This window comes from Pseudomonas sp. zfem002, from assembly GCF_032621685.1.
Taxonomy (GTDB): Bacteria; Pseudomonadota; Gammaproteobacteria; order Pseudomonadales; family Pseudomonadaceae; genus Aquipseudomonas; species Aquipseudomonas japonica.
Map to the genome: position 1 here is coordinate 1 of NZ_JAVYJH010000021.1, position 23,494 is coordinate 23,494.

The 23,494-nt window shown below is 58.5% G+C and carries 30 protein-coding genes; 8 read left to right on the forward strand and 22 right to left on the reverse strand.

Annotated features, from left to right (window positions below):
• Positions 1-150 precede the first annotated feature (150 nt).
• The 16 genes from RTI28_RS21580 to RTI28_RS30465 form a co-directional block, all read right to left on the reverse strand.
• A complete protein-coding gene (locus tag RTI28_RS21580; RefSeq protein WP_316922317.1) occupies positions 151-522 on the reverse strand; it encodes a DUF2514 family protein in 372 nt (123 codons plus the stop codon).
• A complete protein-coding gene (locus tag RTI28_RS21585) occupies positions 519-950 on the reverse strand; it encodes a lysozyme (RefSeq protein ID WP_316922318.1) in 432 nt (143 codons plus the stop codon). Before RTI28_RS21585 ends, RTI28_RS21580 begins: the two co-directional genes overlap by 4 nt.
• Positions 951-1,007: 57 nt before the next feature.
• On the reverse strand, positions 1,008-1,562 hold the full coding sequence (locus RTI28_RS21590) for a tail fiber assembly protein (protein ID WP_316922319.1): 555 nt from the start codon (positions 1,560-1,562) through the stop codon (positions 1,008-1,010).
• A 1-nt stretch (position 1,563) separates the two neighbouring features.
• Positions 1,564-2,313, reverse strand: coding sequence for a phage tail protein (locus RTI28_RS21595; protein ID WP_316922320.1), 750 nt, complete (start codon positions 2,311-2,313; stop codon positions 1,564-1,566).
• 20 nt (positions 2,314-2,333) lie between these two features.
• The gene (locus tag RTI28_RS21600; RefSeq protein WP_316922321.1) at positions 2,334-3,377 is read right to left on the reverse strand and encodes a hypothetical protein; all 1,044 of its coding nucleotides are present in this window, start codon (positions 3,375-3,377) and stop codon (positions 2,334-2,336) included.
• Positions 3,377-6,820, reverse strand: coding sequence for a phage tail protein (locus RTI28_RS21605; protein WP_316922322.1), 3,444 nt, complete (start codon positions 6,818-6,820; stop codon positions 3,377-3,379). Before RTI28_RS21605 ends, RTI28_RS21600 begins: the two co-directional genes overlap by 1 nt.
• Entirely contained in the window at positions 6,820-7,218 is a 399-nt protein-coding gene (locus RTI28_RS21610) for a DUF6950 family protein (protein WP_316922323.1), read from the reverse strand. Before RTI28_RS21610 ends, RTI28_RS21605 begins: the two co-directional genes overlap by 1 nt.
• Before the next feature lie 2 nt (positions 7,219-7,220).
• Positions 7,221-7,823 (reverse strand): hypothetical protein, encoded by a 603-nt coding sequence (locus RTI28_RS21615; RefSeq protein ID WP_316922324.1) that lies wholly within the window; start codon positions 7,821-7,823, stop codon positions 7,221-7,223.
• Entirely contained in the window at positions 7,823-8,407 is a 585-nt protein-coding gene (locus RTI28_RS21620; protein ID WP_316922325.1) for a hypothetical protein, read from the reverse strand. The genes RTI28_RS21615 and RTI28_RS21620 overlap by 1 nt, the downstream gene beginning before the upstream one ends.
• 27 nt (positions 8,408-8,434) lie before the next feature.
• A complete protein-coding gene (locus RTI28_RS21625; protein WP_316922326.1) occupies positions 8,435-8,752 on the reverse strand; it encodes a hypothetical protein in 318 nt (105 codons plus the stop codon).
• Entirely contained in the window at positions 8,749-11,754 is a 3,006-nt protein-coding gene (locus RTI28_RS21630) for a phage tail tape measure protein (protein WP_316922327.1), read from the reverse strand. Before RTI28_RS21630 ends, RTI28_RS21625 begins: the two co-directional genes overlap by 4 nt.
• Positions 11,755-11,814: 60 nt before the next feature.
• On the reverse strand, positions 11,815-12,192 hold the full coding sequence (locus RTI28_RS21635) for a hypothetical protein (RefSeq protein ID WP_316922328.1): 378 nt from the start codon (positions 12,190-12,192) through the stop codon (positions 11,815-11,817).
• Positions 12,193-12,284: 92 nt separating this feature from the next.
• Positions 12,285-12,503 (reverse strand): hypothetical protein, encoded by a 219-nt coding sequence (locus RTI28_RS21640; RefSeq protein ID WP_316922329.1) that lies wholly within the window; start codon positions 12,501-12,503, stop codon positions 12,285-12,287.
• On the reverse strand, positions 12,503-13,240 hold the full coding sequence (locus RTI28_RS21645) for a phage antirepressor N-terminal domain-containing protein (protein WP_316922330.1): 738 nt from the start codon (positions 13,238-13,240) through the stop codon (positions 12,503-12,505). The genes RTI28_RS21640 and RTI28_RS21645 overlap by 1 nt, the downstream gene beginning before the upstream one ends.
• The gene (locus RTI28_RS21650; RefSeq protein ID WP_410479025.1) at positions 13,237-14,091 is read right to left on the reverse strand and encodes a Bro-N domain-containing protein; all 855 of its coding nucleotides are present in this window, start codon (positions 14,089-14,091) and stop codon (positions 13,237-13,239) included. Before RTI28_RS21650 ends, RTI28_RS21645 begins: the two co-directional genes overlap by 4 nt.
• A 74-nt stretch (positions 14,092-14,165) precedes the next feature.
• Positions 14,166-14,339: an Arc family DNA-binding protein gene (locus RTI28_RS30465; protein WP_410479026.1), complete on the reverse strand. Its 174-nt coding sequence runs from the start codon at positions 14,337-14,339 to the stop codon at positions 14,166-14,168.
• 102 nt (positions 14,340-14,441) lie between these two features.
• On the opposite strand from RTI28_RS30465, the gene RTI28_RS21655 reads away from it, so the two are divergent.
• The 6 genes from RTI28_RS21655 to RTI28_RS21680 all read left to right on the forward strand — a co-directional run bounded on the left by RTI28_RS21655 (position 14,442) and on the right by RTI28_RS21680 (position 17,141).
• Positions 14,442-14,870 carry an Arc family DNA-binding protein gene (locus tag RTI28_RS21655; protein WP_316922332.1) on the forward strand — a complete coding sequence of 143 codons (429 nt, stop codon included), beginning with the start codon at positions 14,442-14,444 and terminating at the stop codon, positions 14,868-14,870.
• A 54-nt stretch (positions 14,871-14,924) separates the two neighbouring features.
• A complete protein-coding gene (locus RTI28_RS21660; protein ID WP_280060274.1) occupies positions 14,925-15,203 on the forward strand; it encodes a hypothetical protein in 279 nt (92 codons plus the stop codon).
• Positions 15,204-15,324: 121 nt separating this feature from the next.
• Positions 15,325-15,519 (forward strand): hypothetical protein, encoded by a 195-nt coding sequence (locus RTI28_RS21665; protein WP_316922333.1) that lies wholly within the window; start codon positions 15,325-15,327, stop codon positions 15,517-15,519.
• Positions 15,520-15,651: 132 nt separating this feature from the next.
• On the forward strand, positions 15,652-15,942 hold the full coding sequence (locus tag RTI28_RS21670; RefSeq protein WP_316922334.1) for a hypothetical protein: 291 nt from the start codon (positions 15,652-15,654) through the stop codon (positions 15,940-15,942).
• Positions 15,943-16,382: 440 nt separating this feature from the next.
• A complete protein-coding gene (locus RTI28_RS21675) occupies positions 16,383-16,796 on the forward strand; it encodes a hypothetical protein (protein WP_316922335.1) in 414 nt (137 codons plus the stop codon).
• A gap of 45 nt (positions 16,797-16,841) precedes the next feature.
• Positions 16,842-17,141 carry a hypothetical protein gene (locus tag RTI28_RS21680; RefSeq protein ID WP_316922336.1) on the forward strand — a complete coding sequence of 100 codons (300 nt, stop codon included), beginning with the start codon at positions 16,842-16,844 and terminating at the stop codon, positions 17,139-17,141.
• 137 nt (positions 17,142-17,278) lie between these two features.
• Here RTI28_RS21680 and RTI28_RS21685 read toward each other — a convergent pair whose 3' ends face one another.
• The 6 genes from RTI28_RS21685 to RTI28_RS21710 form a co-directional block, all read right to left on the reverse strand.
• On the reverse strand, positions 17,279-17,530 hold the full coding sequence (locus RTI28_RS21685) for a DUF1799 domain-containing protein (protein ID WP_410479030.1): 252 nt from the start codon (positions 17,528-17,530) through the stop codon (positions 17,279-17,281).
• A gap of 62 nt (positions 17,531-17,592) precedes the next feature.
• Positions 17,593-17,976, reverse strand: a complete 384-nt coding sequence (locus RTI28_RS21690; protein ID WP_316922337.1) for a phage tail assembly chaperone — start codon at positions 17,974-17,976, stop codon at positions 17,593-17,595.
• A gap of 9 nt (positions 17,977-17,985) precedes the next feature.
• The gene (locus RTI28_RS21695; protein ID WP_316922338.1) at positions 17,986-18,642 is read right to left on the reverse strand and encodes a phage tail protein; all 657 of its coding nucleotides are present in this window, start codon (positions 18,640-18,642) and stop codon (positions 17,986-17,988) included.
• Positions 18,643-18,680: 38 nt separating this feature from the next.
• Entirely contained in the window at positions 18,681-19,109 is a 429-nt protein-coding gene (locus RTI28_RS21700) for a phage tail terminator-like protein (protein ID WP_316922339.1), read from the reverse strand.
• On the reverse strand, positions 19,106-19,780 hold the full coding sequence (locus RTI28_RS21705; RefSeq protein WP_316922340.1) for a hypothetical protein: 675 nt from the start codon (positions 19,778-19,780) through the stop codon (positions 19,106-19,108). Before RTI28_RS21705 ends, RTI28_RS21700 begins: the two co-directional genes overlap by 4 nt.
• Positions 19,781-19,932: 152 nt before the next feature.
• Positions 19,933-20,235 carry a nucleotidyltransferase family protein gene (locus tag RTI28_RS21710; protein WP_316922341.1) on the reverse strand — a complete coding sequence of 101 codons (303 nt, stop codon included), beginning with the start codon at positions 20,233-20,235 and terminating at the stop codon, positions 19,933-19,935.
• A gap of 1,465 nt (positions 20,236-21,700) precedes the next feature.
• Here RTI28_RS21710 and RTI28_RS21715 point away from each other — a divergent pair.
• Positions 21,701-22,399, forward strand: coding sequence for an NAD-dependent deacylase (locus RTI28_RS21715; RefSeq protein WP_316922469.1), 699 nt, complete (start codon positions 21,701-21,703; stop codon positions 22,397-22,399).
• A gap of 192 nt (positions 22,400-22,591) precedes the next feature.
• Complete coding sequence (locus RTI28_RS21720) at positions 22,592-23,425, forward strand: hypothetical protein (RefSeq protein WP_316922342.1); 834 nt, start codon at positions 22,592-22,594, stop codon at positions 23,423-23,425.
• Positions 23,426-23,494: the final 69 nt, after the last annotated feature.

Consider the following 23,494-nt stretch of genomic DNA (forward strand, 5'->3'; position numbering starts at 1 on the left):
CGGAACTCTCGGGCTTTTCCGCCCAAACTAAAAAGCCCCGCAGACGTTAATCTGCGGGGCTTTGAATAGTGGAGGCCGAGGTCGGAATCGAACCGGCGTAGACGGATTTGCAATCCGATAGGGGAAGCCCCGTTACCTGCGCCCCTCCAGCTATTTTCCATTCCAAAACATGACAGCGGCGGTATTTGGGCCGGGGCAGCTGACGGAACCGGCGAGCTTTGCTGCTTCGTCGCGCAGCCGCTGGCCAGCAGCGTCAGCACCAGCAGCATCGTCGTAAGCGGCTTTCTGTTTGGTGCGCGCCTCATTTCTCGCTTCCTCCTGCGCCGCTTGGCGGCGCTGTTCTTCATGCCGCGCAGCGGCCTGGGCCGCGGCCGTTGCAGCACTGTCTTGACTGTCACGCTCCGCCCAGCGGGCCTCCCACCCTGCCCGCTCAACGATCCGGCCGTGGTCGTATGCAGCCCAGTACGAGGCCGCTATCAGCAGCAGCGTAACCGCGGCGCCGATAGTGCGACCGGTGATCATGCCGCCTCCAGGAACAGGTCGCGCTCGGCGGCGCGCCTCCGTACCAGGCCCGGCAGGACCTTGCCGGCGGCCTTGTTCCAGCGCGGGAACTGCTCTGCGGCACCGAGGTAGTCGCCGGAATTGAGCAGGCGCAGCAGCGTCGACGATTCAAGGTTCGCCGCTCCCAGGTTGTAGGTGAAGCAGATCAGGGCATCCCACTGGCCGCTGCTCAGCGGCACAGTGACCAGGCGCTGCACTTCCTGCTCGAAGCGCTGCACGTCGTTCAGCAGCATGCGCTCAGCCTGCTCCCTGGTGATCGACATGCCAGCCTTCACGCCACGGGTCGCCCCGTAGCCGATTGTCCAGACGCCGGCGGAATCTTGGTACGCATGCAGGCGCAGGCCTTCGAACGACTTGATCATGTTCAAGCCGCGTTGCGATGTACGCATCGGGTTCTCTCCAGGCAAAAAAATACCGCCAGGCGGCGGTCGGTTGATTCGAGGTGATCAGGCCGGTGGTGCAGGCCAGTCGATGTCGGAGGGATAGCCAGGTTGTTCAGGCAAGCGGTTGAGGGCGACGCGGTAGCGCTTCCACTCTTTCAGCAGCGCGAGCTCGGCTTCGGTCGCTTCGTCGAGGTCGACGGCATCCTGCAGCGGCACGATCGCGACATCGGCCGCTGCACGGCGGCGAGAGGTCTCGGCCTGCACCTCGAGGAGCTCATCCTCTGGCGTCGGCGGAACGGGTTCAGGGATCTCCGGCGGCGGCAGGTCCTCAACACTGACGTGCAGCGTGATGCTGTGTAGAAGGTCTGCGGGCTCCCCCTCTTTCTCGACGCTGACCGCGAGCACGCCGTCGACGAACGACATGGCAACAGAGGCGCCGGCGTCGAGCTGGTTGATGACATAGCCCCAGCCCTCGGGTGGCGGCGCCATGCCGAGCGTGCCGTGGACCAGGTATTGGCCAGGGCCGGGGTGATCGATAGTGATGTCGGATTTGCCGAGCGATGTGATATCGATGATCGAGCCATCACCCAGAATGTTGATTGCTGCTCTCGTTGCCATATCAGATCGCCTTCAGCGTGCCGTCAGCGGCGCGGGTTGTGTTGTTGGTGTGATAGATCATCGACCAGTTTGTCGTCGACGATTGGTCAACAGCGATCGTCTTGAATGCCAGGCGGTAGCTGTTGATCTCCTGCGCAAAGATGGTCGTCCACCGATTGTCGATGCCCGCGCGGATGTTGATCAGCGTGTAGTACCCTGCGCCACCAGGTGGCGAGTTTGTTGCGAGACCTGAGCTTCGGAACTCGGTATTGCCGACGACGTGGAGGTCGGTGCTGGCGGGAGCAGCGCCCAGCAGTCCACCAGCACCGACCGCCATGACGTTGCCGGTGCCAACCCCCACAGTCCTGGTTGCGGCGTCACCCAGACCGAGGTTCGCTCTTGCTGCAGCAGCGGTTGTAGCCGCGGTCCCACCTTTTGCTATTGGGACGATGTTCTCAGTTGCCACCGCACCGAGGCTGGCGAGCGTTCCGCCCCACTGTTCAACAATCTGGCGAAGGCGATCAGCAGATTCCTTCACGTAGCCTTGCATGGGAGCGAGGCCGTACGCGCCGCCGGCGACTGTCGCGCCCTGATACGCCGGCAAGATCGACATGACAGTCGCGCTCGCGATGTTCGTCACTTCGTACCAGCGGCCGTCAGGGCCTTGGAAGGCATCGCCTACCCGACTGTTTGCCGAGAAGTTCGTGCCTACACCGGTGATTGTTGTTTGCCCGGCAGTAGCCGTGACTGTTCCTACCCGATACCAGGGCATAGAGCTTCCTCTTGAATTGGTTACAGGGGGCGCATTGGGCGCGCAGCAAAGAGCGTGCGGCCGTTCGCCGTGAGCGGGTTGATGCCAGAGCCGTTGTCGACGTACATCTGCAAAATGCCGCGGTTACCAGGCAAGAAACCGCCGAAGTTCGCGCGTATCGGCTGAGTCGTTTGAACGATGTTCGTGCATGAGAACAGTGCGTTCGCAAGCACGTAGTCGTCGTAGCTCCCAGTCCAGGACATCTGCTGACTCGGTGCGTACCAGTTGCCTGCTGTCAGACTCGGCCCGGCCTGCACAAACGAGTTCGATGCCGGCTGACTGAGCAGGTTTGTGATGTTCATCGTTGTTGAAAACAGCAGCCCGCCGTTTGCATCGCGAACCCTTGCACCGTATGCACCTGTTGCAACTGCTCCTGCGTCATAGCTCGAGCAGAACCACTTGATCGTCATGAACTGTGCCCATGCAGAGCCGTGGGCAGAGAAAGGCCATGCTTTCAAGCGAAACCCCGTCCAGTTCCCAGGGCTGCCTTTTACTGCGAAGTTCCCGACCATCATGTAGTCCGCGGCATTCAAGAAGATCAGAGGCCGCTCGTAAGTCGTGATCGGCGCGGGGAAGTTGATGTCTGCCCACAGGATGATGGTCCCGGCCTGCTGCCCGAACTGAAATTGCCCGCTGTAGCGCACGGTCAGCGCTCGATTGACAGAATCGATCTGGGTCAGGATGTTGTTGTTCCTCGTCCTGATGCCATATGTCTCAGCCCCGCCGGCCGACTCTGCGCCGTGGGACAAGATCATCACCTGCCACGTTTCCACCCCTGGCTGCCGGAGTTGAAGACTGCCGGCGGAATACCAGGCCGCCGGTGAGTACGTGTTCTCGCCGCGATCAATCAGCGTGTCGACCACAACGAACGAGCCAGCCTTGATCTCTGGAATCGAGAAGTACTGATCGAACGCGCCATTGCCGGTGACAGTCATCATCTTGAGAGAGCGGATCGGCGTGACTGTCGTGTCGAGCGTGACGACACCGGAAGCATCGCGCGTCCGGAGTCCGTATTGAGCCGCCATCAGGTCATCCTCCCTACGGCGGTCCGCTCGATTCCGTTGATGTCGTAGACGTACAACCCACCGTTGTTCAGCAGCGTCGAGCCGTTTGCGTCTTGGCCGCGCAGGATGAACGTGCCGGCAGCGAAGTTGATTTCCAATAGCGGGAGCCCCTGCGAGTTAACCGCAGCAGAGCGAATCGTCATACCGGCAACAATTTGCTGGATAAAGGCCGTGCTGATGATTGCAGTGTTGATGAAGACCTGGCCACCCTGAACAACGAATGGCAGGGTAAGTGCTCCGGTCGACTCGTCGACAATCGCGAACCGCTGCGCGAACGCGAGAATCTCCGATGTTTCCCCATTCGCACCCAGCGCCAGGCCTGCCATCACCGTCCTTCCGCCAGAGATCGTCTGGGCTTTGATGGTGTTCATTGCAGAGACTTTGCCGTCAACGCCGACCACTGCCTGACTGACCTGTTGCACCGATGCACTGAGCTGATTGGCAGACTGGGCAGCATCCTGGCCGACTTGATTGATCGAAGCCTCCAGCGTTTCGGATTTCCGCGCCAGCGCTTCGTTTGTGCCGGCTTGTACGCGCACCTCCGATGCGAACGCAGCCGTGGACTGCCACGACTCGATCGCGCCGCGCAGATCACCATCTCCGTCATCGTCGCGACCGATGGTGTGCACTGCTTGGACTGTGGTGCGTAGTGAGCCGATCGATTCCGCGGCATCCGACTGGGCCTGCTCGACGCTCTGGATCTTCACTGCGTTGTCGTGGATCGCGACCTCGCTCGTCTCGATACGCTGAGTCAGTGCGTGATCCGCGTCAGCCAGTGCGGCCAGCTCAGTACCGACCGCCGCGGCACTGTCGTCGAACTCCGACTGCAGCAGATCAAGCCTCGATGCCGTGGCCTGCTGGTCGTTCGCAACGACTTGCTCAAGCGTTGTGATTCCAGCCTTGTTGCCTGCAACCTCGGCGTCGAGGCTCGTCAGGTGCGTTGCCACCGCCTCGTTCTTACTGGCTTGCACGCGCACCTCGTCAGCGAAGCGCGCCGTGGACCTCCAGGACTCGATCGCATCAGCAAGGTCGCCCTCTCCGTTGTCGTCACGCGCCGACGCCTGGAGCGCCTGCAGCTGGCTTGCCGAGGCCGTGACCTTGCCATCGAGCTCGGTGATAGCCGCCTCGTGCCGCTGAACCTGAAACGCGAGCGCGTCGACTGCTTCCGTGATGGTTCCAACATCCGACCAGTACTGCGGATCTGGCGGCGCGGCGCCAGCGGGAACCGCTGCCCGAGCCTGGAACAGGCGCTGACCAACCCTGACCACGTCGCCCATGGCGTAGGCCTTGGAGTCGTCGTAGGCGAGCGCATCAGTCAATTCGTCGATTCGGTCGTACAGCTCTTGCTTGGCCTCTTCGATCCGCCCGTTGACAGACTCTGGACCTTCACCGGAGATCAACTCAATCTCCTTCAGCAGTTCCTGGGCAAGTTGTCCCTTGCCAATTTTCTCGGCTAGGGCGGCCAAGAGCGCTGTCACATCATTGGAAGTCGATGCTATTACCTTGAGAAATGCACTCACTCCATAGGCGTTCCTTGATCGAACGAAATAGGCGTAGTTGGTGGCGAACGCGAGTCCGGTATGGGTCAGACTCAGACCCCGGCCAACATACTCGCCCTCCGTGGCCTGCGGATTGGTCGAGAAGTAATACTCGTAGGTGCCACCGTTGAGCCCGTGCAGCACATTGCTGGGTATCAGCGTAATGGTGTCGATGGTGGCCTGCACCACACACGCCTCGGGGATCGGCGGGCCGCCGATGCTCACGGTGATGCTCGCCTCACCAGATCGAGTGAGAGGACCCAGAGCTGCAACACTCATGACGTAGTTGCCGGAGGGTAGACCGGACAGCGGCAACTGCAGGGTGGTAGCCGGCACCTGCTGGGCCTGCACGGCGCCGGCGCCCTGGCGCACGGTGACAGCGTATGCGCTCACGATGCCTGCCGGCTGCACCCAACTCAGAATCCCCTGAGTTACTTCCGCTGAATCGTCAACTGTCCATGCAAGCCCGGTTGGGCTGCCCAGTCCGCCGGCCGGGAGATTGATGAAGCCGATCGGGTTGTAGGGCTGACCGACAGCGTCATCGAATTGGGCAGCCTCGTACTGTTGCAACGATGCTGTGCACCCATCGCTCGCACCCATGCTCCAATTGGTGACGATGAACTCGCCGAGGATATTCAACGACGGCAGGTTTACACGCACGACGCGGCCTGGGCGGCAGCTGTAGCCAAGGAAATTCATCGGCACATTGATGGTGCCACCAGCGCGGCGCTTGCGCAGTTCGATGTTGGCCAGGCGCTGGGCCTGATAGGCATTGCTGACGTAGGAGAAAGTAAGGGTCTCGGCGGCCTCGCCGCCATCCGCTACCACCCAATCGGCGATGCTCACCTCTGGGTAATCGGTCTCAGTCCACGACTGCGATGGGTCGATGAAAGTGCCGCGCACAGTGTTGATGGCCGCGTCATTGGTTGGCTCGGTGCTACCAGTAATGGTGCCGATCACCATGTCTTCAGTGATTTCGAAGTCGTACGGCCCGTAATAGGCGCCGGCCTGGAAAGTCCAGCGTCCACCCACGCGAATGGCCTTGCCACCGCAAGCTACCTCAAGTTTTTGCAGCACGTTGGTACGCTGCTCGTCTGCCCCGATGACACAACCGCTACGGTAGCGCGAGCTGGTGGTGCCATCTGGGTTGCCAACCGATTCGTCACAGACGTTAGCGCCGCTGGCGAAGGTCTCAAACACAATCTCGTCGTCCGGCACACCGCAGCGGTTGCGCAGAAACCACAAAATGTGGAGAGCGGTGTTTTCCGTGTAGATGGACATCCCAGTACGCGGGTCGTAGATGTCGTTGCGGCCGCGCACGATAAAGCGCGCGTCGGGAATGCCGGCAGGGAACCTTTCAGCGTTGTACTTGAGCGACAGGCGCACGAACGACAGGCCGCGACCGATCTGCTCGTCCTTCCAATCCGGACAGTTGGCCTTCAGGAACGCATTCACCGTAGTCGGGTTGACCACCAGCTCGTAGGAGGCATATCCGCCGTAGGTAGCGATCTCCTCCTCGCCCAGGTAAATGTTCTCTAGGCCGTCGACGGCGCCTTCGCACAGCACGTAGACCAGATGCAGCCATTCGCCTTCGGTTTGATTACCGGCCTGCTCCTGGGCCCAAACCAGAACGCCGCCTGTACTCACACGCCCGAGGATGAACCGGGCCGGCGCCTTGGACGACCGTACAGTCTGCGCCGAAGGCTCGTTGTCGCGTAGGGGCGACTTGGTATTGAGCCTCTCCTGCTGCTCGGCGGCATAGAATGCCAGAGCGGCACCAGCGACAGCCCCCCACGGGCCGCCCTGCACAAAACCGATTACCGCGCCGACCACCACCTGGGCAAGCTTCTTTACGCCACCTGACATTATTCAACTCTCCAGACAGCAAGCGGGTCGCACACCACGCGGGCCACCCCGTCGTCAGTGGTCGCCCAGAATTCGTTGGCCCAGAAAACCGCCATGGACTTGCCACCGGGCGCCTCATACATAGCGACGTCACCGCGCTGGATGAACGCCGGGGCTACCCGGGTGAAGCAGGCGTCCCAAGCCGATTCGAGGCTGCCGTGAATCTTCTTCAGAGCGCGCTTTGCCCCGGCCTCGGTCTTGTAGGTACCGCGATAGGCCTCAGCCGGATCGGTACCGCATACCGCCACCGCGCAGTCCGCGGCGAACAAGCAGCAGTCAAATTCACCCCATGAAAAAGGCCGCTCTAAGGCGGCCTTGATCACTTCGCTGAGACGTGTGGTCCAGTCTCGGTTACGCATGGCTATTTCTCGTAGGTGAATACCGGTGCGTCCTTGCTGGAGCCCCAGTAGATTGGCCATTCGGACATCTGGGCCACGGCGTAGAAGAACCGGTCGCCCTGGTGTCGGGCCCGGTGGTTTTCGTCGGTGAAGCGCTCCGTACCGGTGCGGCTCCACTCGGCCATCCGGTCAACGATCGGGACGGTGATCTTGTTGCCGTCCTCGCCATTACCGGCGTAGGAGAAAGTGGCTGCATCCATACGGCCAGAGAACAGGATGTCGGCCGCATAGTTGCCCTGCTCGTCGTACACCACGAACAGGAGCTTGCCAGATCGTCCTCGACAGCCACGGATGTTGGTCTCGGTGATGATGTAGCTGTCCAGGCCGGTCAGGGCCAGGTCGACGGACATGGGTGAGCTGGAGTTGTCGCTCTCCTGCGACTGCCCAACTTCGCCGAACTGCCCTACTCCTAGATACGTGATGCCGTCGATCACCAGGTCACCGGTGCCGGTGTGCGCGTACACCGGGCCATCCTCGAAGTCGAGCTGGCATGCGTACACACTCAAGAACCGTCCAGTGGAAATGATGTCGACCACGCTCTGGCTGAAAGGAAATGTCGAGGGCATCAGAAGGCCTCCCTGAACTGGTAGCTGCCACTGGAAACGACTTGGCGAACGGTCATGCTCCAGGTGTCCTGGGTCAAGCGCATCTCTGAGTACGGGTTGAGGTACTCAATTACCGCTCCGACCACCAGGGTTTTACGGATACGCTTATTCACCTGAACCACGGCCTGCCCTTGGGCATTAGCCACTGCCGGCGTCACCACTTCGAACATCTCGCCTGCGATGGTCAGGTAATCGCCGAGCGAGAACATCGGAGCGTTCGGCGCAGCGCCTCCTACCTGAATGACGCGCGACTGCGCTAGACCGCTGACGACCTTCAGCGAGCCGACACTGTTCGCACGACGGCGGGTGAATGCCGGCATGTTGAACGTACCGAACATCCCGTCCAACTCCCCCAGAAACGAGGACAACTGCCGCTCCTGCTTGCGAGTGAGCAGTCCGAATGTAATTGTGCACTGCCAATACGCACCCGGCTGCCCGACAATCTGCTGGGCATTCGAGAGCGTCGAGGTGAAGGCGCGGCTGTTGTTGACTATTCCCCACGTCATTTCAGACGGGCGCAGCGATGCTGGCCATGCTAGTGCCATGCGGTGACTCCTAGGGTGTGGAAAGGTTTAGCCGAGCGGCTTTCTTGCGCTGTCGCTAAGAATCCTGCTGATTTCGCCGCCAGGCTTGATGGTGCTCCTCAGCTGAGCCCAAGCGCTTTGCTGGGTGCGAGCCGTCAGCTCTCGAATGCTAAACAGAAGGTCGGTGTCGATACTTTCCGCCAAGACCACCGCAGTGATGCGACCCATCAACAAGCCGTATTCGTCGCAACGCTCGCGGTAGCCGTCAACGGTCATTTGAGGAGTGACCCCCTGGAAGACTTTGCTCGAAACAAGGCTAGAAATCTGCTCAAGCAATTCCATGCGGTCATCTTCAGTAAGGATCATCTAAGGCTCCTGCGTAGGGTTTGGGTAATAGGCCCGTTGGCCTTGGCATCCTTGGCGACCATTTCAAGCGCCTGCTTGGTGCCCTGCCTAACCATGTTTTGCATCATAGCGATGGTCTCTTGGCTAACATCGCCATTAACATGGAAGATCTGTTGAATATTGGGGCCGCCCGCTGAGTCCCTGGCGGACTGTGATCCCGCGTTGCCAGCTCCGCCACCAACCGCACGCACGCCTAGGTTTCCATCTGGCGCCCTGGTTAGCGGCATGATCGCCTCGGGCCCAGCTTCAGCGAATACACCTGCCCCCTTTGCGAATGCAAAAAATTGAGGACTGTCGTGCACCTGGTTGCTGTACCTCGAAAGGCTCGGAGAGTCGTACACGCCACCTGTAGCGTTCGGAACAAAAGCTCCTTCGCTGAAGCCACTCATGGTGCCCTGCCCTAGCGACTGGCTGCCGCCGGACAGGAATCCGAAAGCAGTGCTGAGGAACCCAGCAGCGGCTTGTCGAACTTGGATGCGGATCAGGTCCTCGATCACGCCGTCGGCAAAGTCCTTGAAGGAGAGCTTCCCGGTCTTCACGAAGGTGGCCACCGCGTCTTCCATGTTGCTGAAGGCATTGGTGAATAGGCTTCGCGTCTGCCCGGCAACGTTCTGCGCCTGCTCGAGGTAGGTGTTGAACGCTGCGCGCGCGCCCAGAGACCAGTCGGATTGCTGCTCATCAACACGCAGGTAATACTGCTCCTGCATAGCCAGGCGCTGGTCGAGCGCGTTCTGCAGTACAGCATTCTGCTTCTCATACAGATCAGCATTGATCTTCCCGCCGTTCCTTTGCTCAAGGAGATTATCCATCTGCTGCTGATACTGCTGCTCGATGCTGAAACGCTCTTCAATACGCTGCCGCGCTTGGTCTCCTAAGCCGGTACCGGCCAGATTGTTGCTCAGCCCTACCGATGCCCTATGCAACTGGCTGTTCAGGTTCGCCTGGAACGCCGCGAGCTTCTGCGCATCGTCTACCGCAACCTTGCGAAGTTGCATCTCCTTTTCAAGCTCGGCGTTCTTCTTGAGCTGGGCGGTGATCTGCTGCTGGTTGGCGAGCAATGACTTCTGGTCGGCGGTCAGGACCTTCTTGTCCTTGATGTCCGCCAACTGTTGCTCCCACCTCACCAGGGCCTGCCCGGCCTCGCCGAGTTTCTGCTGCTGACCTATTTGAGTGCCAAACAGGACGCTCTGCTGTTGCAGCACCGCATACTGCTGCCGAGCCTGATCTAGAGCTTTTGTACCAGCGTCCTCGCGGTATGCTGCAGTCCGCGGCAACGGCTTTGCCTTGTAGCGCTCACTGATGCTGTCCTCAATAAGCTTCTGTTCTGCTTCGGTCACGGTGTAGCCGCGCAACCGAACATCTGCGATTTCCTTGCGAACCTTTTCCAGCGCCCCCCCAAGCTTTACTGCATCAGGCTGAGCATCAGCAATGGCCTTACGAAGCTCCTGATAGCGCTCCACGCCTCGTTTTTCGTCCTGGGCGCCGAACATGGCGCGCCGAGCCTTCTCTTGATCATCCACTTCTTGTTGCAAAACAGCAGTCCATTGATCTGCTAGTTTCTTTGGATCTCCCTGCATGGCCTCAAAGCCAGAGAACATGCCTCCACCAAGCCCACCAGCACTGATGCTGAGCCTTTTTTGAAGGTCCTTGAGCTTGTCATCAAGGGTGTCCTCGCGACCAACATCTAGCACTGCATCCCAGGCCTCTTTCGCCGCGCTCTTCACAGAAGCCCAAGCGCTTTCTACGTATCCAAGATTTTCTTGGATTTCGTTCGCCCGACGCACAAGGGCATCTGCGTAAGCGCTTTCCGCAACCTGCTGTGCACCTAGAGTGTCGCCTTGCTCCTGTAACGCCTGGATTTGACTGAAAACTGCCGCCGTCAAGAAGTTGTACTTCTCGTTCAGTCCCACCACTGCCCTAACAGGATCATCCGCGAGTTTTGCGAACTCTGCGACCGTTTCCGAGGCGGCCTTGCCTGTCGCTTTCTCGAATGACAGGGCAGCAATTGCGATCTGATCGAAGCTCGAGCTGACAATCTTTCCGGTGCCCGCCAGTTGAGCAAGAACTGCTGCCGCAGCTCCGGTTGTGCCAACGGTAGTGCTAACTTGCTTGGCCATTGCCGCGAGCCCCGCGGTGGTGGCTCCTGCGGCGCCGCCCGTTGTAACCAGACTCTGACGAAAGGCATCTTGCTCTTCGCTCCCCTGGTAGTAGGCAAGCCCCAGAGTGCCAACCGCAGCTGCCGCCAAGGAGAACGGATTGACCAGTCCAGCAACATAGCCACCTAAAGCTCTAACCGCCGGCCCCGCGCCGCCGAACATGTCCTTGAGCTGACCGCCCTGTTGAAGCAGAACGGTTAGTGGGTTCATACCACCTTGCAATGAGACAATGATGTCGGTGAACTGCGCTGGAACGCCGCGTAATGCCGCCTGCATTGCTTTAGCCGACATTTCCGTTTGCGCTGCGGTTCTGCCGAACTCACCTATTCCCAAAGCAGCAGCCGTACTTTGCTTGCCGATCTGTCCAAACACCGGAGCGCCCGGACCGGTCCACGCGCCAAGTCCGCTCAAACCTGTCGATAGGAGTGTCAGCTTAGATCCTGCCTCTAGGAACGAAGCGCCAGCATCCTTTGTAGTTGCAGACAGGGACGCCAGCCACTTGTCTGCCTCCTTCGATGCATTCAAGGAGCGGACGAAATTTCCTTTTTCAATGGCATTACCAAGGGAGAAGAAGCCTGCTTCTGCCGCCGAGGCTCCGCCTTGGAGCTTACGGAATGCTGCAGCAGCCTCGACAGTTTCCCTGGCATGCTCTTTCAGTGCCTGCCCGGTTCGCCTAGAGCTTTGCTCAACACCCGCTGCAGATTTTTCCGCTCGGCTTCCAGCCTCAACTAGGCGATCAAGATCATTAGCTGCATCTATGGCGCCCTCAGAATTAACGCGGACACCAAGCTCTGCAATGGTTGCCATACTTTTCTCCGGGCAATAAAAAAGCCACTCGGAGGTGGCTTGTATGAAAAAATTACAGAATCAAATCTGATTATTGCTTGGCGCTTTAACCAGTGAGCACGCCGATTTATCCGTGTAAACATCCCCAGTCATGCGACTTGTAGTCTCTCGCTTTAGCACCAGCTTGGCGCGATCAACGGAAAACTTTTGAGGGAAGTCGCGTGAATCACTCCGCCAGGTAATTTCGGTTGGTCCGAAAGAAGCTGGCGCAGTAAAGTTCAGCCCAGAACCAACCTTTTGGCTTTGGAGAGAGGCAGTTCCATTTGGCTGGTCAATGATGACAAGCAGGTCGTCCGCCCTTTCATCGATGCCCGGGCAAGACAGATACGTCAAGTTTCCAGCGGCCACGCCCACCTGACATGCCCCGCCAAAGATCACCGCTGCCACGAACTTCCGCATTGTGTCGCCCTCCTTGTTGATGAGGGCAATCTACCACCATCAGCAGGAAGCGCCAAAACCCCGCGGATGCGGGGCTCGGGAAGGCATGGGGCCTAGTCGCTTTGCAGCAGCTGGAAGTGTCGGGCCAGCACACCGGAGAACCCGATCAGCCAAGCAGCAACCATGTCATCCGTTGGCTCTGGATTGAAACCAGCCCGCCAGTCGTCAAAGTAGGTGGTAACTTCGTCGCAAAGAGGGGCGTCGCGCCCAGTCAGCGCGGACTGCCCGGCGCACGTACCATCACTCAAGCACTGCTCAATAATCTTCTCCATCAGGATTCTCCTTGATCATCCAGCAGCTCGCGGAAGCGCTCCACTGCGGCTTGGTTGTAGTGGAATGTCTCGACCTGTTTGCTGCTGTACCGCGACTTGTCTAGACGGTACTCGCCGTACTGCTCAGTTTTCATACCATGCTGATTTGCCAGCTTGCCGATGCGGTTTCCAGTGACACTGAACAGCTCGCCGACCTGCCCAGCCAGCAACAGGTTTTCCTCGACCTTCGGCAGTGGAATCAGGCGCTGACCATAGGCCAGCTCCGAGATATGGCTGAGCAACGCTTGCTTGCTGGTGCCACCAAGGTTCGGCAGGTGCTCCAGCGCCAACTTAGCGAACTCGATAGCAGAGTCATTGGCTGCTGGCTGCTGGGAGCGCGGGTTTACAGCGTGGCCATCGTTCCAGTACTGCCACAGCGCGTCATCACATTCATCCTGGAACTCTTCAATCTTCTTCCGAGCTTCGGGATTCTTCACCCGCGCCGGCTCCAGGGTACCGAGCCATCCGGGAAGCTTCCGGAGCGGGATACAAACCGACTCCTGCTCGCCACCCGCCGAAGGTGTTGCTATGACAGCAACACCATACCGACGCTTTGAGGCATTCAGCTTTCTGGACTGGTAGGACCAGTCAATCCCCATGCCCTCAACCATTGGACGCATCGGAACATAGGGCTGGCCCTGATGCTCTACCAAGTAGAGCTGCACACCATGGAACGGAACAGTCATCAGCGCGCTCATGCTGCGGCCCTCCATGCGTAACCACCTTGGCATCCAGTAGCGCTGTATGCTCCATAAATCTCGCCGCGACGACGATCAAGGACCTCAAAAGAGCGGTCGCCCTCTTTCAGTTGCTCGAAAAAACCCATGAGCGGCTTAGATCCGAGAGCCCTGGAGGCTGCAAGCATGTCGTTCTTGTGCTTGAACATAGCGGCGAAGCGCGACATCAGCAGATAAAGGTGATGGGTTTCGTACTGATCAAGCGTGACGCCATCCTTTGGCAGCGCCTCGATGTACTCACCCTCAAGGGCATATGCTGCGATGAAATTGCATGCCGATTCGAACTGGCCAGCCGGGATCAGCTCGGTGCGCGGCACGTTGAAGCGGGTGTGCAGACGGTTGTGCATGGTCAGCGCGAAGCTCTGGCGTTTGTCTGCTGCGATCGCCTTGCCCTTGTCCCTGATGAGGCCCTTAATGACGCCCAGCTCGCTCATGCCGATCAGCTCGTCAATGAGGGTTGGCATCTTGGCTTGGCGGTCTTCGTAGCGACCATGTTTGCGGATCGCTGGCAATACCTCAGCAGTCACCCACTTCTTGAAGCGCTTGGCCTCAGCCTTGCGGCTGCGCAGGATTGCCGAGTACAGGCCGGACTCATTGATGACCAGCAATTCTTGGTCGCCGCCGGGGGTCGGCACAATCTGCCGACCCTTCTCGTCGTCGTCCAGATTGCGTGTCATGTCCTTGGCTTCCGCGTAAAGCAACGCGAAAGCTACGTCGGTGGCAACAAACCACGGCTGATCATCGATCAGCAGCGTGCGCACCTGGTGCTTGCCGAAATTGAACGGGACCACGTTTGTGCTATTATTCGCCATGACGATTTCTTCCTCGAAGTTGATCTCGTTTCCCGAAGCCCTGACGACTCTCACCTCGTCGGGGCTTCTTCGCTTCAGGCTGCTGCCTGCTCCTGCTTCCGTTTTTCCTCCGAAATCAGATAAACCAGCTCCGCCGTCTGCGATCGGTGATTTTTCTGCGCCTGGACCTCCACCCATTGCTTTAACTCCTCCGGCAAGCGCAGATTGAACTGCGGGTCTTTTCTGGCCATGCTCTCCTCCTGATGCATCACCGTTGTTTACAAGGGAAATGTAGAACGGTGGTTCATTGATGTCAATACCACCGTGGTGCATCCTTGTAATACCTGTCAACTTTACATTGCGTGGTATTCGTGAGCCGTACCGACCCTCAATTCAACCTGCGTATCCCTGAAGCTTTGCGTGACAAGGTCATGGCCGCAGCCAAAGAAAACGGGCGGTCAGCGACGGCGGAAATCTTGGCCCGCCTGGATCTGAGCTTCATCAATGAAGCTCCGGCAGACGAGCTGATGCCCGCCTCGAAGGCAAAGGAGATGTCGTCGATCGCCAGGCAGAGCATCCCGGCGACGGTCAAGAAGAGGATTCTTGACGGTATTAACAGAGCAGTATCGATGGGCCATGCGACCGCAGACATACAGCTTGGTGACCTGGAACTAGAGGCCCTTCCAGAGCATGACCTGACCGTTCTAATGGAAGGCTTCTCGTCTTGGCTCGAGTCGGCTGGCTACATGATTGAGTGGGATGGTCCCGACTCAGTCTGGATACGTTTTGACGAGTTATGAATCCAAAAGCCCGGCCAAGCGCCGGGCTTTTCACGCCAAGCCAGGAGGCCGGCAATGCAGCACGACTTCACGAAACTGAGGCAGGCACTCCGCGATCCAGCTGATGGGCCATATGCTGTCGCCAAGATGCGAGAACTGCTCTTGGAAGCCTTGCAGGCCTGGCCACTCGAGCGATACCAGGTTGCTGATTACCTAATCCCTCACGGGAGCCCTATTCGAAAAGGCGCACGTGGTGCAATCGAGGGCCTACTGGCCTGCATCACCGTTCCTGAAGCAAGTGCAGTGAACGACATCCTCAAGTTTTCTAAAATGTGCGAGCTGCTCAATAACTGAGTGCCGGATGCAAAGCCCCGCGCCAGGTTTTTCGTTTCCGCCCTGCCGACAAGCAACCCTACCCGTCCTCCCATCCGGTCTATCCTTACCCTCCCCAATCACTCACATGAAGGGTGCGAAGATGCCCGACGATGAGAAGCGGAGATTTGCCGAGGCGCTGGAGCACTGGGCGGAGGCTGTGGCTGCGATCCGCGCCCGAGATCGGGCTGAGGCCATAGCCCAGATCGAAGAACTACGGAGCATGCACCTGTTGCGGGCTTTCCACACCAGCGCGCTGTGGGAGCACTATGCGTGGAAGCGTCGTGGCCAGGGGTGAGTCCAAGCCGGTCACCGAAGCCAAGCGCCAGCCGTCGGGCATTCGTTTTCCCTTCCGCACCACCTGCAGGGCGTATAGTCACCAGAGATATGGGGCGCAGTAACGTGCTTCAGAATGGAAGGAGTACGAAGCATGAGCGCCGAGTCCAAGCGTATCGCCGCCTTAGAACAAGCGTTGTATGCCGCGCTGTCAGCGTCTGAACAATACGGAATCACCGCAGACGATATGCGCCTGAAGGCAATTGCAGGTCTGTCACTTAGTCCAAACTGGGGATGGGTAGCTGACGAATCTACGGCTGATGCCGAGGCAGAATTAACCGGCGCAGTCAGAGTGGTACGTGAAAAAACAGCGGCCCAAATTAAAAGCCCAGCGCGGGGCTGGGCTTCTGTCAGTAGTGCTCGCCTTGAATCAGTGAGCCTTTAGACTTGGCAATTATTCCAGTGGGCGCTTGTGATAGCTATAGCGCTCTGCATCGGTTGTCCTCGATGGGTCCGGCGGGCCCTGCCTCTGCCTGCTTCGAAAGGGTGGGCTCTCGACATAATCGTCGCGATCCTCTGAGCGGGCCATCTTGGCATCCTCGTCTCGACCGGTTGGCCAACTGTCATTACCGGCTGGCTTGCCACCCTGTCCGTTATCCCTGTCTCTGGTCATACGCACCTCTCAATGCTCAGAAGTTCTGAGCTATATCGAGTGTGCTCCGACAACGACCAGAGAAGTTTTATATCAGACCGATGGTTGCAAGCGAAAACATCAATTACTCACCGCTGTCCACCCATCCACCCTGGACGGAAAGCCAGTGGCGAGCACTCCAAGGCGCGTAGTAGCTTAGCGCCATCTAACAGTCTGTAAGAGAAGGACCTTTCATGCAGTACCACAGCACTGATTACTCGGTGAGCGCCCAGGAATTCGCGAGGATGTTCGGAGTCGCGGCAAACGGTTCAGCTCAGCTGCTTCTAGTTTCTCCTGGCCCAATCGGGAACCTCGAAACGCAATTCAGCAGGGCTTTTGGCCCGGAAACATGGAAGCGTTTGTTCCGAGATCGCCAAATTGCAGTTGGAAGCCTCACTGTCTTCCTCGAGGCAAGAGGAAATCCGTCCAAATTTTCCAACGGAAACGTTTTTCTTCCGTACGCAGGGATGCACACCGTGGCGGCATATGTTGGGGACAACCGGTCGGCGAACACCTTCTTTCTCTCACAATCCGGCCCAACCACAGGATGGGATCAAGATGATCTGAGCCTGTATCTAAAGAGCTACCCAGGCTCTATTGCCGTATAACCAATCACCCGGTCCGTTGCGAGCAGCCCATGGATAGGAGTTCAAATGTCAGACCAAAACGAGCAGATCGCCCAGCTCACCGCAGAGCTGAGCAGCCTGAAGGATGAGTTCCAGGCGTTAAAGGCTGGTAACGCGGTGGCTCTGGGAGCCATCTCCGCTGCTTTACGTGAGATCCCTGGCTATACACCAAAGATCATGGAGCAGATGCTCACTCATGCCCTACAGCATGGCTGGCCGCTTTCTGAAATCCCAGATAACGAGATCACAGAGACTGCGTTTTCGGCACCGCTTCGATTTCTTCTGAATGACCAGCAGCAGGCTCGATCCTTCTTCCGGGGTCAGTGAGTCCCGGGAACGTTATCGTTCCTTTCCGCATATCGATTCGTAAGCCATGAACCGAAACAATCACAAACGGCTCATGGCTTCCATCTATGCGCTTTTGCATACCGCTCTCCTGCAGCCTGGCCGCGTCAGTCGTTGCCCTACTCCGCCGCTTCAGCCATCACGGCCAGAGCTTCGTGTTCCATGATGCGGAGATCGGGGAAAATGTCAGTGAGGTCACGGCGCTTGATGCCGAGCATTGCAGCTGTGGAGGGAATGGCGGTGTAGTCGAGGCCCGAAGGACCGCCGGGCCCCAGACGCCACTGGGTACCCATGGCATCGAACAGGCGGAAGGCGGGCCAAGCGTCAGGCCAGACCTCCACCTCTTCCTCCTCGATGTCATCCGGGGTCAGGCCCAAAGCCGCCAGTTGCTCGGCGGACGGGCCTCGCTCGTAGCAGGCCCTGGCCGCCGCCCTCAGTTTCCCAGGCGGGCCGGGCTGTAAGCTGACTGGAAGGCATCGATGACCGCCTTCGGAGCGCCGGTGCAGGTGCGGACCAGGTCAGCGATCGCCTCGCTGCTGAACTCGTCTTCCAGGTCCCAGCCAGTGACGATCTCTTCGAGCTGCTTGGCTTGGAGGGCGATCTCACCGGCGGTGACCTCCTCCCAGGAAGCTCCATCCTTCTTCGCCTGTTCGGCCCAGGCATCGCGGGCTTTGTTCCAGCGGTCGAACAGGGCAGCCAAGGCCACCCGGTCCATGTAGCGGAACTGAAAGCTCACTGGTACCGACTCAGCACCGATGCGCGGCACCAGCACCTCGGCGGTAAACGTCGGGTTCTGCGCGATCTTGATTTTTGCCATAAGGGCTCCTTAGCCAGCCAGGTAACGCAGTGGGCGGCCCGACAGTCCGACGCTGATGGTGCGGGTCATGACGTTGTTCCGCTCCATGGTTGGGGTGGTCGTGATGCTGACGTAGCCTGGGTAGAGGATCTGGTCACCGTTGCGCAGCTTCAGGCGCACCACGGTCAGTTCCTTCGACTCGTCGAAGCCCTCGACAGCGCCGACGTAGGGAGCGGTGGGCTGATCCTCGACGACGATCGCCAGGCTCAGCGGGTTGCGGTTGGTCGGGAACTGCCGGTCGTCATCATCTTCCAGGTAGCCGATGGTCGCGAACTGCTGCTCACCGCCAGACGGGGTGAAGCCGGTTACCTTGGAGATCTGCACCCAGTCGGTGACCGGGATCACAGAGCCCAGGCCAGCGCCTGGGGTGTAAATCTCGGTATTGGAGGTGCTGATGCTGCCCAGGCCGAAGCTGTCGGCCAGTGAATTGACCACGCGCGCCGCTCGGTCGGTGAGCTTGGCCCAGCCGGAGTCGATCAGAACGACGCTTTGCGCAGTCAAGCTGTGGCCTACAGCGCTCAGTACCGGGGGAGTAGCATTGGTGATTGCGGTGAAGGGGACAGCGGCCCCCAGGGTCGCGGCGATCTCAACGATAGCGCCGTTCGGCAGCGGGAAGCGTGCGGCCATGGAAGTTTCCTCTTGATAGCCCGCCGGGCGGCGGTTGGTTATGCCCCAGCGGGCGGTTGGTCCGCGATGCCGCGGTAGGTGAAGCTGGTCGGCACGGTGTAGGTCACCGACTCGGTGATGGTTGGCCCCTGCTCGAGTGGGTCCGTGACGATGCCGTCGAAGCCGTTGCGACTGAGGGGCGAGTCGACCCGGAACAGGCCCGAAAGGTCTTCGACCAGAGCTTCGGCAGCCGCCAGCGCCTGGCCTGCTGGACAGATGATGCTGATCTGGTAGACACCGGTGTACTCGTAGGCCTCGCCGCCCAGGTAGCGGCAGGTAGTGCCAGCCGGGAGCTGGAAGGCCTGCAGGTATGTTTCACCAGCCTGGGCCTCGAACCCTTGTTCGAAGTTCGCCACCCGAATCGGGCGTGCTGAGGCCCAGGCCATCAGCTTGATCTCGATGGCCTGCCGGGCTCGTGCGTGGCTCATACGCTGTTCTTCCTGATGGCTTCGTCAACGATGCGCTGGAAGTTGGCCAGGGTGACTCGGACCATGCCGGCTGGTGCCTGGGTTGAGTGGCCGTATTCCAAAGGCACCGCGTAGATTAGGTTGTTCACGATATAGGCCGTCTGGCCGATTGTGAGTGCAGCAACTTGCGCTTTCAGTTGAGCGATAGTCTCGTTCCCCGATCGATCGACGCGATCCAGTTCACCGGTCGCCGGCGAATCGATGGAGAACTGCCAGTTGCCCCGAAACCGTCCGCCGACGTAACCCTGGCCAGCCACCAGGCCATTGGTGGCGAAGTTCTGCTCGCGCTCTGTCTTGGTCAGAGGCTTGGCGTACTTCACGCCCTTGCGCAGTCTGCCGGCCTTGGTGAAGCTGTCCTGGTTCAGGTTGATCAGGGTGTTGCGGATCGCGACCTTGAAGTCGTAGTCATCCGCGGCTTTGTTGGCCTTGGTCCGGTGGGCCACGTTGGCAGCCCAGATCTCCGGGTTACCTACCGGCGACATGCGGATAACGCTGCTGCCGATCTCGATCACGATCTCGCGAAAGGTAGCGTCCAGGGCTTGCTCTGCCTGTTCGGCGAATGCCCGGATAGCCTCGGCGAAACCGCCCTGCTGCCCACCGTATCGCTGGGTCATGTGTGAGCCGCGCGCCATATCACTTCCTCAGTTTGCTTGCGCTTACCGGCGTACTCGAAATCGGAAAAACTCATCTGACTCATGGGGTGGAGGCTTGCTCGGGGGGCAGTTGGGCGGAGGGCTATTTCAGCACAGCTCAGATGGTCTGTGCTGACTTGATCGGAGAATCCCTAGAGCCTAACCATTTCCTGCTCGAGGGATGGCCTGAGGTGCTCAGGCATGTTGTTGTGGACGTGGAAGTCGACCGGCACGCCTAACAATGCCTGAAGCTCGTCTTCGAGCTCGGCGATGTCGAACAGGGAAATCTTGCCCACCATTGCTGGAGGGATGGCGGCGAGCAGATCGAGATCACTTCCTTCGTGATCGTCGCCTCGAGCGGCAGAGCCGAAGAGTTTCGGCTCAATGAAGCCATAGGCTTCGATGAGCCGCCGAATCTCCCCTAGCTTTCCTCGTATCGCGTCAGTGGGCTTCATGCCTTTCTCCTTGAACCTCGGTCTTTCTGATTGAGTGAATAGACCGAGTTGGCTTGACAGATGCTCATCAATGGCCCCGGCGTATAGGCATTTTGGTGCCCGCCTTTCCGGAGCTCAAGCAGCTCGTTAGACTCGGTATCAAGCGTCCGACGACCTAGCGACACCGACCTCTTTATTGATCAGGGACGATACCAATATGCCTTCCATGCGCCCCTCGCAATACGCCATGCAACAGCGTATCGACGATGGCCCTTTCCTCCTGTTTGAACGTGAAGAGTACCTCGGTGAGTTCGAGGAAGACGTGCCCTCCCCGCGCCATGCAGACAGTGGGTTTGAGCCTGAAGAAGACATTAAGGACTACGGAATTTCACGTATCTTCTACAGCGATGTACGCATAAAGAGCTGTCCAGGACGTGCCCGTTGTGTCGGCTCTCGTGAACCAAGCCGGCCGCTTCGCTTTCGTCTTGGCCCTACGGGCTTCGATCCTCGCGCCTAGCGCGCTCCGCTCGCTCGCGGTACCTGTTGTAGATGCAGGTAGAGAAATTCGGAGAGCTTCGGCCTATTCGCTTAAAAAGCAGTAGGCGCCAGCTGCTGAGCTACAGTGCTAACGCTTGCATCCGCGCCAGCAGGTCGCTCAGAGGCTCGGACGGTTTTTGTCCAAAAAATCGGAAGGTAAGCCGTGTTCGGCTAAGTCATCTGCCCTGCTGTAAACGCCGGGTCGACTCGGCACCCTGCGGAGCCCGAAAGATGGCTCCGAACATTTCCTTCAAACGTTCAGAGATACGAGGTTGCCCAGACCGATGCCCTGCTTCAAGTCTCTGAATCTTAGCGATCATTCTCACGATGCTTTCCCTTGCGCGCTGCCGACGTCCTGACCTTTTCATTGGTGCCTCTAAATGGGGTGGATGGCGTCTCGCGAGCTTCACCGTAGCATTTTGGAAAACGACGCGCCTACCCCATCAGACTCAATGATTGGCCCTAGTGCTGGATAACTGTATATAAATACAGCTTATTTCTCCTGTCGGTAGATCTGGTGCTCAGAGCACTCTCCCGTCTCATATCTGTCCAGAAAAGGCAGCATGGTTAAGCTTGAAAGCCCGTGTCTTGGGGCTGACGAGGTATGAGGTGGCATTCACGGAATGTCCTGTTCCGCACCGTCCAACCGGTACCAGCGATGCAAAATCTGCTCAATCGATATGCGTTTCTCCGTTACTGACAATGAAACTGTACATATATACAGTTGTTTTCGACGTGAAACACCTCTGCATGGACTTATCTACGTCTGAGCGCCAGCTTGATTTTCTGGACACCTATGTGACTTTACACAAGCGCTGCTGCTCGATCCCTCAGTATTGCGCAATGACCAAACACGTGGGCTCCGGTAACCTCTAGGAAACGACTCCTAGGACAGCTCAATGCCGCTCACAACCATCGCTAAGCTGTTGCAGGAGCAAAGCACGTCGTCATTTTCACCGGCGCCGGCGTGTCGGCGGAGAGTGGAATCCCAACATTCAGAGATGCATTGACCGGCCTTTGGTCTCGATTCGATCCTGGCCAACTGGCAACTGCCGAGGCATACCGAGCGGATCCGAGCCTATGCTGGGGATGGTATGAGTGGCGTAGGTTGAAAGTGCTCCAAGCGCAGCCAAATGCAGCACATCTCGCGATAGCTGAATTCGCTCAGCACGTTCCTAAGCTGACAGTCGTGACTCAGAACGTAGATGACCTGCACGAGCGTGCTGGGAGCCAAGACGTGATCCACCTTCACGGCAGCCTTCACTCACCTAGGTGCATCGACTGCGGCAATGCTCACATGACGCCCCTTCCCTCTGATGATTTGCCTGGGGATGGATGCCGCCTTGAGCCACCGCGGTGTGAGACATGTGACGGATATATCAGGCCCGGAGTCGTCTGGTTTGGGGAGATGCTTCCGGAGCCGGCCTGGAGCGCACGTCTGAAGGCGGCCGGCGAATGTGATCTGTTCTTCTCAATCGGTACATCTGGTGTCGTGTATCCGGCCGCGGAGCTTCCGTTAAGAGCGCTCAGCACGGGAGCTACAGTGGTACAAGTCAATCCTGTACGCTTCGAAATCAGTAATCAGGAGCACTTCTTACATGGGCCAGCCACCGTCATTCAACCTCTTATCCTAGAGGCTTTTGGCTGAGTTTTTGTAGCTATCACTTCTTCGTGTTCGCTGCTCAATCCATTTTGATTCGGCGTATCCGAGGCGTCTCGGTCTTGTGCCTTCATAGCCTGAAATGGCACGGTATGAGCTCATGATGGTGCAGGGAAGGTATTCATGCAAAGGATCCATAACTGCCTGTGATCGAGCAACTACTACACGTTGAGGTACGTGATGTCTGATCAACTGCATTTCACTCGCCAAACGCTGCTGGCAGCTTCAGACCTGATACAGGAAGCAGGGACAAGCGCTGGTTTTGACCTGATGGTTCAGCGCCTCGAGTTGGAACGATGGGTGCCCTCAGGAAGTGACTTGTCCGTATCGAAGAAGAGAGTGGTGTTCAATAAAGCACTATTAGAGCATGCGGAGCGAGTTTTCTGGGCCCGCGAGGGGCAAATGACTCTTGGCGAGGCTGTAGTCCGAGAGGCAGTTCGTCTCATGAGTTCGCCTGCCAGATACGCGGAGCAGAGTCAACTTGAGCGATGCCTAGCGCGAGATGGCTTTACGGTCTCATGGGACGCAGGAGACTGTGGTCAAGGGAATCCGCCATGGCTGAGACGAAGCCTGCCACAAAATGTGGATTTGGCTGCTGGTGATGACCAAGTGCACCGGCACCTGAAAGACTTCGGCTTCTCCAGATCTTGCGGCCACCTTGACCAGGCGATTGACGCCCATACAAGGGGTGATTGGGCTGCTGCCAATGCCCAAATCAGGACATTCCTTGAAAGCCTTATCTTGGAAATAGCGACACGAATCGCGGCCGCTTACTTACCCGGAAATCCTTCCCTGAACAACGGGTTCCAAGCCCTAGCGAAGTGCGGTTTTCTCTCCGAGAGTCGTTCAGAATGGAATCAGGATGGGAAAGGAATGCTGAACGGGTTACTGAAAATGTTGCATTCGGATGGCTCGCACAAAGGACTTTCGGATGAAGATCACTCAACCTTAAGACTGCACTTGGCTCTGGTGACAGCTAGGACGCTATTGAGTCGGTTGGCCAACAACGAGTAAGAAACCTAGTGCCAAAGGATACGGAGGCTGCGAGAGGGCCTCCGTCCGATATACCAACAAAGCCCTCAA

Coding starts and splice junctions, on each gene's coding strand:
- RTI28_RS21710 (WP_316922341.1), bottom strand. CDS start 20,235: ATGAAGCCCACTGACGCGATACGAGGAAAGCTAGGGGAGATTCGGCGG.
- RTI28_RS21600 (WP_316922321.1), bottom strand. CDS start 3,377: ATGGCGGCTCAATACGGACTCCGGACGCGCGATGCTTCCGGTGTCGTC.
- RTI28_RS21690 (WP_316922337.1), bottom strand. CDS start 17,976: ATGGCAAAAATCAAGATCGCGCAGAACCCGACGTTTACCGCCGAGGTG.
- RTI28_RS21615 (WP_316922324.1), bottom strand. CDS start 7,823: ATGCCCTCGACATTTCCTTTCAGCCAGAGCGTGGTCGACATCATTTCC.
- RTI28_RS21630 (WP_316922327.1), bottom strand. CDS start 11,754: ATGGCAACCATTGCAGAGCTTGGTGTCCGCGTTAATTCTGAGGGCGCC.
- RTI28_RS21700 (WP_316922339.1), bottom strand. CDS start 19,109: ATGAGCCACGCACGAGCCCGGCAGGCCATCGAGATCAAGCTGATGGCC.
- RTI28_RS21675 (WP_316922335.1), top strand. CDS start 16,383: ATGCAGTACCACAGCACTGATTACTCGGTGAGCGCCCAGGAATTCGCG.
- RTI28_RS21680 (WP_316922336.1), top strand. CDS start 16,842: ATGTCAGACCAAAACGAGCAGATCGCCCAGCTCACCGCAGAGCTGAGC.
- RTI28_RS21720 (WP_316922342.1), top strand. CDS start 22,592: ATGTCTGATCAACTGCATTTCACTCGCCAAACGCTGCTGGCAGCTTCA.
- RTI28_RS21665 (WP_316922333.1), top strand. CDS start 15,325: ATGCCCGACGATGAGAAGCGGAGATTTGCCGAGGCGCTGGAGCACTGG.
- RTI28_RS21585 (WP_316922318.1), bottom strand. CDS start 950: ATGCGTACATCGCAACGCGGCTTGAACATGATCAAGTCGTTCGAAGGC.
- RTI28_RS21695 (WP_316922338.1), bottom strand. CDS start 18,642: ATGGCCGCACGCTTCCCGCTGCCGAACGGCGCTATCGTTGAGATCGCC.
- RTI28_RS21645 (WP_316922330.1), bottom strand. CDS start 13,240: ATGAGCGCGCTGATGACTGTTCCGTTCCATGGTGTGCAGCTCTACTTG.
- RTI28_RS21705 (WP_316922340.1), bottom strand. CDS start 19,780: ATGGCGCGCGGCTCACACATGACCCAGCGATACGGTGGGCAGCAGGGC.
- RTI28_RS21670 (WP_316922334.1), top strand. CDS start 15,652: ATGAGCGCCGAGTCCAAGCGTATCGCCGCCTTAGAACAAGCGTTGTAT.
- RTI28_RS21610 (WP_316922323.1), bottom strand. CDS start 7,218: ATGCGTAACCGAGACTGGACCACACGTCTCAGCGAAGTGATCAAGGCC.
- RTI28_RS21640 (WP_316922329.1), bottom strand. CDS start 12,503: ATGGAGAAGATTATTGAGCAGTGCTTGAGTGATGGTACGTGCGCCGGG.
- RTI28_RS21620 (WP_316922325.1), bottom strand. CDS start 8,407: ATGGCACTAGCATGGCCAGCATCGCTGCGCCCGTCTGAAATGACGTGG.
- RTI28_RS21590 (WP_316922319.1), bottom strand. CDS start 1,562: ATGGCAACGAGAGCAGCAATCAACATTCTGGGTGATGGCTCGATCATC.
- RTI28_RS21595 (WP_316922320.1), bottom strand. CDS start 2,313: ATGCCCTGGTATCGGGTAGGAACAGTCACGGCTACTGCCGGGCAAACA.
- RTI28_RS21650 (WP_410479025.1), bottom strand. CDS start 14,091: ATGGCGAATAATAGCACAAACGTGGTCCCGTTCAATTTCGGCAAGCAC.
- RTI28_RS30465 (WP_410479026.1), bottom strand. CDS start 14,339: ATGCATCAGGAGGAGAGCATGGCCAGAAAAGACCCGCAGTTCAATCTG.
- RTI28_RS21605 (WP_316922322.1), bottom strand. CDS start 6,820: ATGTCAGGTGGCGTAAAGAAGCTTGCCCAGGTGGTGGTCGGCGCGGTA.
- RTI28_RS21580 (WP_316922317.1), bottom strand. CDS start 522: ATGATCACCGGTCGCACTATCGGCGCCGCGGTTACGCTGCTGCTGATA.
- RTI28_RS21635 (WP_316922328.1), bottom strand. CDS start 12,192: ATGCGGAAGTTCGTGGCAGCGGTGATCTTTGGCGGGGCATGTCAGGTG.
- RTI28_RS21625 (WP_316922326.1), bottom strand. CDS start 8,752: ATGATCCTTACTGAAGATGACCGCATGGAATTGCTTGAGCAGATTTCT.
- RTI28_RS21660 (WP_280060274.1), top strand. CDS start 14,925: ATGCAGCACGACTTCACGAAACTGAGGCAGGCACTCCGCGATCCAGCT.